The sequence below is a fragment of the Streptomyces sp. NPDC029292 genome (genome assembly GCF_055569295.1).
In genome coordinates this window covers 92350-99832 of sequence record NZ_JBVHXR010000025.1, presented here as the reverse complement: position 1 = coordinate 99832, position 7483 = coordinate 92350, and the positions used below count along the sequence as shown (strand labels likewise).

The window sequence follows — 7483 nt, the reverse complement described above, 5'->3', positions numbered from 1 at the left end:
CTCCTCCCCCCCTCCTTCCACCCTCCCCTCTTCGTCCTCCTTCTCCTCCCCCCCCCCCCCCCCCCCCCCCCCCCCCCCCCCCCCCCCCCCCCCCCGCCAGAGCATCAGCGGGCTTACCTGGCGAGTTCGGCCGGTTCATCCAGCCGCGTCAGCTTCCGCGGGTTTCTCATCAGGTAGATCCGGGTGACCCGCCCGTTCTCCACCACGAGGCTCACCGCGGTGGGCTCGCCGTCGACCTCGAACCGGCCCGCGGGCGCGCCGTTGAGCCACACCGTCGTCGTCTCGAACGCGTCCACCACACGGTCCGCGCGCGCGAGCACCGTCGCCACCAGTTCGGCCCCGTGGAGCGGAGCCGGCGCGGCGGCCGCAAGCCCGCCGCCATCGGCGATCAGGACCACGTCCGGCGCCATGACCTCCATCAGCTCCTGCAACTGCCTGGTGCGCAACGAGGCCAGGAACCGTTCCACCACGGCCTGTTGCTCCGACCGGCTCACCTGCACCCGTGGCTGACGAGCCGTCACATGCTCGCGTGCCCGGCGCCCGATCTGCCGCACCGCGGCCGCGGACTTCCCGACGGCCTCGGCGATCTCGCCGTACGGCATCTCGAAGACCTCGCGGAGCACGAACACCGCTCGCTCCGTCGGCCCGAGCGTTTCAAGGACGGTCAGCATCGCGATCGAGACGCTCTCCGCGAGTTCGACGTCCTCGGCGACATCAGGGCTGGTCAGCAGCGGCTCCGGCAGCCACTCGCCGACGTATTCCTCGCGGCTGCGCGACAACGTCCGCAGGCGGTTGAGCGCTTGCCGTGTGACGACCCGGATGAGGTACGCGCGCGGCTCACGCACCTGCGACTGGTCGACGTCGGCCCACCGCAGCCAGGACTCCTGCAGCACGTCCTCCGCGTCGGCCGCCGACCCGAGCATCTCGTAGGCGACCGTGAACAGCAGGCTGCGATGGGTGACGAACGGGTCCTCGGTCATGCTGTCGACGCTACCCGGGACTTCTCAGGACGCTTGGCCAGCGGAATCTCGCACGCATCGGAGTAGCCCTGCGACGTAATCCCGTGCGCCGTGTTGGTCCTGGTCGACAGGTTGGCAAAGCCGATGAACACGGTGAGCTCGACCAGCGCCGCCGGGCCGAGCCGGCCGAGCAGCCTCGCCGACAGCTCGTCGGTGACGGTCGTCGGCGTGTTCGTCATGGCCTCTGCGTACTCCATCACCTCCCGCTCCAGCGGCGTGAACACCTCCGACTCCCGCCAGCGCGGCACCTGGCTCGCCTTGGCCAGGTCCAGGTTCTGGTTCTGCGCCGCGAAGTAGTTGATGTCGAGGCACCAGCTGCAGCCGACCTGCGCCGCAACAGCCATGTGCGCGAACGTCTTGAGGCTCGCGTCGGCCGCATCCCACGCGCCCACCTTGGCCGAGAACTCCTGGTTGGACGTGGCGACGTCGGGGTTGTTGAATACCACCTCCACGGGCTCGGGCACGGCACCAAGCTGCTTGATCAGGTTTTCCCTCATCTCGGTGGGGAGCTCCGCCTTCGGAATGCGCGGTGTCATGGTGTTCTCCTTATCCAGTGGCCTGTTGGCCTGTTGGGCATGAAGACACCGTCGGTCCCGCGAATGTGACAACCACCATCGCCACCGCGCACAGATCGTCGGCGCGCACAGGTCCAAGGGATCACCTTCAGCGAGACCGGTCACGGACGGATCCGGCTCGGCCCTCTCCATGCGGGCGCCTCCAACTACGGCCTGTCCGTGGAGAACGAGCAGATCACCATCAGACTCACGCCTGACGAGGCCCTGGTCCTCTCGGACTGGCTGGAGCGCGTACAGATGACCGACCTGAGCCGTCTGGTCGACGACGAAGCGGTGTGGGCTCCGATCCACAGGCTTGCGGGGACCTCGGGCAAGGCTCTGCCTGCTGTGTGACTGTTCATCCCTCGGTTGGTGGCGGGCAGGCCTGTAGGGCTGGGCGGACGGACGGACAGGCTTCGCCGGACCAACGTAAAACCCGTGGGCGGCCTCGCAGATGACGCCGTAGCCTCCCCGGATGGCTACCGTTTCTGTCGAAGATCTCGCACGCGCGTCCGCATCCGTCGGCGACCTGATCGCCGGGGTCCGCCCCGAGCAATGGAAGGCGCCGACGCCGTGCACGGATTGGAACGTACGCGATGTGGTCCGCCATCTGGTCGGCATGGACCTGGTGTTCACAGCCATGCTCGAGAGTGGCCCGATGCCCGAGCGTGGAGCGGACCCCCTCGGTGACGACCCGGTCCGGGCCTACCGGGCCTCCAGTGCTTCGCTGCAGGCCGCCTTCGCCCGTCCCGGGGTTCTCGAGCGGAGTTATCGCGGGCCCTTGGGGAGTGCTACGGGCGCCGAGCGCTTGCAGATCCGCCTGTACGATCTGCTCGCTCACGGATGGGACCTCGCCCAGGCCACCGGAATCCCTGGCCGGCTGCCCGAAGACCTTGCCGAGCAGGCCCTGGCTTTCGTCCAGGTCCAAGTATCTGCCCAGTCCCGAACGGGACGATTCGCCGAGCCGCAACCCGTCGAGGAGACCGCTCCGGCCATCGATCGGCTCGCCGCGTTTCTGGGCCGGCCGGTTCCACCGCAGCTGTGAGACCGATCGCGGGCAACTGACCGCCCCCGGAGCCACGCTACGCCCTGGCCGCTGGTGGCCTGGGTCAGCCGCAGCGAGGAGCCTTCTGTCAGGACGATGTGCGCGTGGTGCAGGAGCCGGTCGACGGCGGCGGTGGCCGGCGTCTTCGGCATGATCGAATCGAATCCAGTCTTCTAGCCCACCCGCTCCGCCAGGAAGTCCTCCCAGCTCCGCTTGCCGATCTCCGCGCCGTCGAGCGTCAGGTTGTCGCCCGCCCGGTACGCGCGGCCCGCCTTGCCGGGGATGCGGACCGGCATCATCAGGCGGCGCTTGCCACGGGCCTCGAGGTAGCCGCGGGCCAGGTCGTCCAGGCTGTAGACCTTGGGGCCCGCGAGGTCGGGCACCAGGCCGGCCGGGGCCCCGAGGGCGAGTTCGGCGATGCGGGCCGCCACGTCACGCGCGTCGACCGGCTGGATGCGCAGGCCGCCCGGCACCGGGAACACCGGCATCTTCGCCATCCCCTGCACCATCTTCAGGGACAGGTCGTGGAACTGGGCGGCCCGCAGCGTCGTCCACGGCACGCCCGACTCGGCGATGGCCCGCTCGGAGTCCAGCTTCGACCTCAGCCAGGCCAGCGGCACCCGGTCCGCCCCGATGACCGAGATGTACACGAGATGCCGTACGTCGGCGGACCGCGCGGCCCGCACCAGGTTGCGGGTCGCGATGTCGTCGCCCTTGGGGCCGCCCGCGAGGTGCACAACGGTGCCGACCCCGTCCAGCGCCTCCTCGATCCCCTCGCCCTTGATCAGGTCGACGGCCACGTACTCGACGCCGTCGGCGGCCTCGCGGGCGTGCCGGCTGAGCACCCGTACGTCCCGGCCGGCCTCCCGCAGCAGCGGGACGACGAGCCGCCCGAGCGTGCCCGTGCCGCCGGTGACCAGGATGGTTGACGTCATAGCTACTCCCAGGGTGGTGGGGGCCGGAGGTTCGAAAACCCTGTCCCCTCAGCGGTTTCTCGGTGTTCTACTTCTCTGACACCCCGCGAGGAAGGAATGTGACACGGTGCGCGAGAACGCATGGCCGGCAGAGCGTTTCGAGGAGCACCGGGCGCATCTGCGGGCGGTGTCCTACCGGATGCTCGGCTCGGCGAGCGAGGCCGACGACGCCGTCCAGGAAGCCTGGTTGCGGGTCAGCCGCGCCGACACCGACGACGTCGAGAACCTCGCCGGATGGCTCACCACGGTCGTGGCGCGGGTGTGCCTGAACATGCTCCGCACGCGCGAACGGCAGCGCGAGGAGCCCCTCGACGTACGGCTGACCGACCCGGCCATCAGTACGGAGGACGGGGGCGACCCGGAAGAGGAAGCGATGCTCGCCGACTCCGTCGGGGTGGCGCTGCTGGTCGTGCTCGACACGCTCTCCCCGGCCGAGCGGCTCTCCTTCGTCCTGCACGACATGTTCTCCGTGCCCTTCGACGAGATCGGCCCGCTGCTCGAACGCTCCCCGGCCGCCGTACGACAGCTCGCGAGCCGCGCCCGGCGCAGGGTCAAGGGAGCCTCACCGCTGCCCGAGGCCGATCTGACCCGCCGGCGCCGGGTCGTCGACGCCTTCCTGGCCGCCACCCGAGGCGGCGACTTCGAGGCGCTGGTCGCCCTCCTCCACCCGGACGTCGTGCTCCGCGCCGACCAGTTCGTCATCCCCACGCCCGAACCCGTCCTCGTCAGCGGCGCACACACCGTGGCCAAGGGCGCGATGGCCGCCACGGGCCGCGCCCGCTTCACCGGCCTCGCCCTCCTCGACGGAACGGTCGGCCTCGCCATGGCCCCGCTCGGCCGCCTCTCCCTGGTCCTCGGTTTCACCCTCACCGACGACGGCCTCATCACCGAAATCGACGTCATCGCGGAACCGGACCGTCTCAGCCGACTCGAAGTCGCCGCACTCGACGCCTGAATTCACTCCGGGCCCCTGGGGACCGGGCGGCCGCCCGGTCGCGGAGGGCGCCGCGAGCGTCGTCTGGGCGGCCGCCCTCCCCGACGACGGCCCCACCGGCGGCTTCTTCCGTGACGGACATCCGCTGCCCTGGTAGCTCACCAGGGCAGCGGCCGCGCGTGCACCACATCCAGTCGCGACACGGCCCGGGTCAGCACCACATAGAGCCGGTGCAGGCCGCGCGCCTCCGCCTCCGCGACGGCGGCCGGTTCGACGGCGACGACATGGTCGTACTCGAGTCCCTTGGCGAGCGTCGCGGGCAGCACCGTGACGCGCGCGCCCAGTTCGTCGGGTCCGGCGGCCGTGATCCCCGCGGCGTGCAGCGCCTCCCGCACCCGTACGACATCCGTATCGACGGCGATGACCCCGATGGAGCCCTCGTGCGCGAGCGCGCCGCGCACGGCGTCGACGGTCGCGGGCAGTACGTCCGACACCTGCCGGACCCGCAACTCCCCGTCCCCTCGCAGTGATCGAGCCGGAGTAACCCCCACGTCCAGCCGCGCCAGCAGCCGGTTGGCGAGCTCGACGACGGCACCCGGCACCCGGAAACCGGTCGTCAGCGGTACCACCGCGGCGTCCGGTTTCCCCAGGTGGCCGAGTAGTTCGTCCCACTCCCGCGCCGCCCATGGCGTGGTGCCCTGCGCGAGATCGCCCAGCACGGTCAGCGATCCGAACGACGCCCGTCGCGCGATCGTCCGGCACTCCATCGGCGACAGGTCCTGCGCCTCGTCGATGACCAAGTGCCCATAACTCTTGGGGTGTTCGATGAGCCCGGCGATCTCGTCGAGGAGGACGAGGTCGGCGGCCGACCACCGCGCCGACTTGTACGAACGCGGCGGCTTCGCCCACAGGATCGCCTTCTGCTCGTCCGCGTCGAGAACACCGTCGGCGGCAGCCGCCAACACATCGGTGTCGGTGAGGAGTTGGGCGAGGAGCTCCTCGGGTCGCACCCTGGGCCAGACCTCGTCGACGTACGCGCTCATGGCCCGCGCCCGCGAGATCTTCTGCACCCACGCGTTCGTACACGACCCGGCGCGCCGTTCGGCCTGCTCCTGCAGGTGCCGCACGGCCCGCGTCCGAACGCGCTCCCGCCCGACGGCGTACGGAGGTTCTTCGGCGCGTACGTCGTCCACGATGCGGCGGAGTTTGTCGGCCGGGACGCGCCAGCGGTACGAACCTTCGGGTACGGCAAGGGAGTTGACGGGCACACTGATGTGTCCGTACAGGGCCCGGCGCAGCACCTCCGCCATCCGGGCGTCGTGCTTGACGACGGCGGCGGGCTCGTCGTCCCGTGCGGTCACGGGGTGCCGGGCGATCTCGTCCCCGACCGTCGACTGGCGCACGCTCATCTCACCGAGGGCGGGCAGCACCTCCGAGATGTACGAGAGGAAGGTGCGGTTGGGGCCGAGGATCAGCAGGCCGCCGCGGCGGATGCGCTGGGGATGCGTGTAGAGGAGGTACGCGGCCCGGTGCAGGCCGACGGCCGTCTTGCCGGTGCCGGGAGCGCCCTGCACACAGACCGAGGCCGCGAGATCGCCTCGTACGAGATCGTCCTGTTCGGGCTGGATGGTCGCGGCGATGTCGCGCATCGGGCCGACGCGGGGACGCTCGATCTCACCTTGAAGGATGCCGCTCTCAGGCGCCCGCCCCTGCCCCTCCCCCTGGGGGCCCTGCCCGACATGCTCGTCCTCAAGTGCCGTGAGGTCGGTGGAGTCGCCGTGGCTGCCGGGCGCCCAGCCGAAGCGGCGGCGGACGGCGACGCCCTGCGGGTCGCGGGCGCTCGCCTGATAGAAGGCGCGGGAGACGGGTGCGCGCCAGTCGACGACGAGGGGCGGGGCGGAGGGGTGCTCGGTGATCCGCAGCCGCCCGATGTGGTAGCTCTGCCCGGCGTGCTCGCCGGCCGTCGGGTCAGCGGTGCGAAAGTCCAACTTGCCGAAGAACAGCGGGCCTTCGGGCAGTTCGCGCAGCTCCTTGGCATGGCTGCGCAGCCGGTAGCCGAGCACTTCGGCGTCGGCACCGGAGGCGGAGACGTCCTCGCCGGTGACGACCTGCTCCTCGGCACCGTCGACCATGGCGGCGAGGGCGGCGCGACAGGTGTCGTGGTAGGCGCGTTCGCGGGTGAGGGAGTGGGCGAGGGCGGGGCCGAGGGCAGGGTCGGGTGACGTCATTCCAGCCAGGGTAACGGAATAACGTAACCGAGTTAAATTCTTTACTTGGTAATAGCGATCCCGGCGGGTCAGGCGAACCTCGGATGCCCGGCCTCGAGCTGCGCGAACGCCCGCTCGGCCGCCGAGACCGCGTCCCGGTGTACGTCCGCCAGGTGCTCCCCCGCCGCGATCCGGCGCCAGTTCTCCAGGGCGAGAATGCGCTGCACGGCCACGATCTGCCCCGCGGCGAGCCTGGCCTCCAGGTCGCCGCCCAGGGCCTCGGCGAGCGCCGCCTCGGACCGCTCCAGGTACCCGTACATCCGGCCGGCGAGCGAGGGCGTCCCGTACAGCAGCCGATGGAAGGCGAGAACGCCCGGGTGGTCGTTGAGCCCGGTGATGGGATCGCACCGCTCCAGCCCGTCCAGGAAGTGCCGCCGCAGCGCTCCCAGCGGGGACGCCCCTTGCGCGGCCACGCGCGCGGCCTCCGTCTCATGGTCGGCGAACCGGTACAGGACGAGGTCCTCCTTGGCCGGGAAGTACCGGAAGAGGGTCGGCTTGGAGATCTCGGCCGCGGCGGCCACCTCGGCGACGGACACCTCGTCGAACCCCTTCTCCAGGAAGAGCCCGATCGCGATGTCGGAGACGGCCTGGTACATCCGCTGCTTCTTGCGCTCCCGGAGCCCGATCTCACCCATGTCTCCGAGACTACGCACCACGCCGGGCCGCTCTTGACCTCAAGCAGACTTGAGG

At 70.7% G+C, this 7483-nt stretch carries 8 protein-coding genes and 2 pseudogenes; 4 read left to right on the top strand and 6 right to left on the bottom strand.

Going from position 1 to position 7483, the window contains the following annotated elements; translation table 11 throughout:
* Positions 1-113: 113 nt before the first annotated feature.
* Together ACZ4WS_RS40215 and ACZ4WS_RS40210 are read right to left on the bottom strand one after the other, a co-directional pair.
* Complete coding sequence (locus tag ACZ4WS_RS40215; RefSeq protein WP_467988101.1) at positions 114-980, bottom strand: RNA polymerase sigma-70 factor; 867 nt, start codon at positions 978-980, stop codon at positions 114-116.
* On the bottom strand, positions 977-1555 hold the full coding sequence (locus tag ACZ4WS_RS40210) for a carboxymuconolactone decarboxylase family protein (RefSeq protein ID WP_467988100.1): 579 nt from the start codon (positions 1553-1555) through the stop codon (positions 977-979). The genes ACZ4WS_RS40215 and ACZ4WS_RS40210 overlap by 4 nt, the downstream gene beginning before the upstream one ends.
* 198 nt (positions 1556-1753) lie before the next feature.
* Between ACZ4WS_RS40210 and ACZ4WS_RS40205 the strand changes: the two genes are divergently transcribed.
* A complete protein-coding gene (locus ACZ4WS_RS40205; RefSeq protein WP_467988099.1) occupies positions 1754-1927 on the top strand; it encodes a hypothetical protein in 174 nt (57 codons plus the stop codon).
* Positions 1928-2048: 121 nt separating this feature from the next.
* Positions 2049-2618, top strand: a complete 570-nt coding sequence (locus ACZ4WS_RS40200; protein WP_467988098.1) for a TIGR03086 family metal-binding protein — start codon at positions 2049-2051, stop codon at positions 2616-2618.
* Positions 2619-2656: 38 nt separating this feature from the next.
* Here ACZ4WS_RS40200 and ACZ4WS_RS40195 read toward each other — a convergent pair.
* Both ACZ4WS_RS40195 and ACZ4WS_RS40190 read right to left on the bottom strand, forming a co-directional pair.
* A pseudogene (locus ACZ4WS_RS40195) lies at positions 2657-2788 on the bottom strand (ATP-binding protein); the annotation flags it as partial.
* A 3-nt stretch (positions 2789-2791) separates the two neighbouring features.
* A complete protein-coding gene (locus ACZ4WS_RS40190) occupies positions 2792-3553 on the bottom strand; it encodes an SDR family oxidoreductase (protein WP_467988097.1) in 762 nt (253 codons plus the stop codon).
* 106 nt (positions 3554-3659) lie between these two features.
* Between ACZ4WS_RS40190 and ACZ4WS_RS40185 the strand changes: the two genes are divergently transcribed.
* Both ACZ4WS_RS40185 and ACZ4WS_RS40180 read left to right on the top strand, forming a co-directional pair.
* On the top strand, positions 3660-4547 hold the full coding sequence (locus ACZ4WS_RS40185; protein WP_467988096.1) for a sigma-70 family RNA polymerase sigma factor: 888 nt from the start codon (positions 3660-3662) through the stop codon (positions 4545-4547).
* A 19-nt stretch (positions 4548-4566) separates the two neighbouring features.
* Positions 4567-4683 (top strand): annotated as a pseudogene (locus ACZ4WS_RS40180) (short-chain dehydrogenase); the annotation flags it as partial.
* A 1-nt stretch (position 4684) separates the two neighbouring features.
* Here ACZ4WS_RS40180 and ACZ4WS_RS40175 read toward each other — a convergent pair.
* Both ACZ4WS_RS40175 and ACZ4WS_RS40170 read right to left on the bottom strand, forming a co-directional pair.
* Positions 4685-6754 carry a HelD family protein gene (locus ACZ4WS_RS40175; protein ID WP_467988095.1) on the bottom strand — a complete coding sequence of 690 codons (2070 nt, stop codon included), beginning with the start codon at positions 6752-6754 and terminating at the stop codon, positions 4685-4687.
* Positions 6755-6822: 68 nt separating this feature from the next.
* Positions 6823-7428: a TetR/AcrR family transcriptional regulator gene (locus ACZ4WS_RS40170; RefSeq protein WP_467988094.1), complete on the bottom strand. Its 606-nt coding sequence runs from the start codon at positions 7426-7428 to the stop codon at positions 6823-6825.
* Positions 7429-7483: the final 55 nt, after the last annotated feature.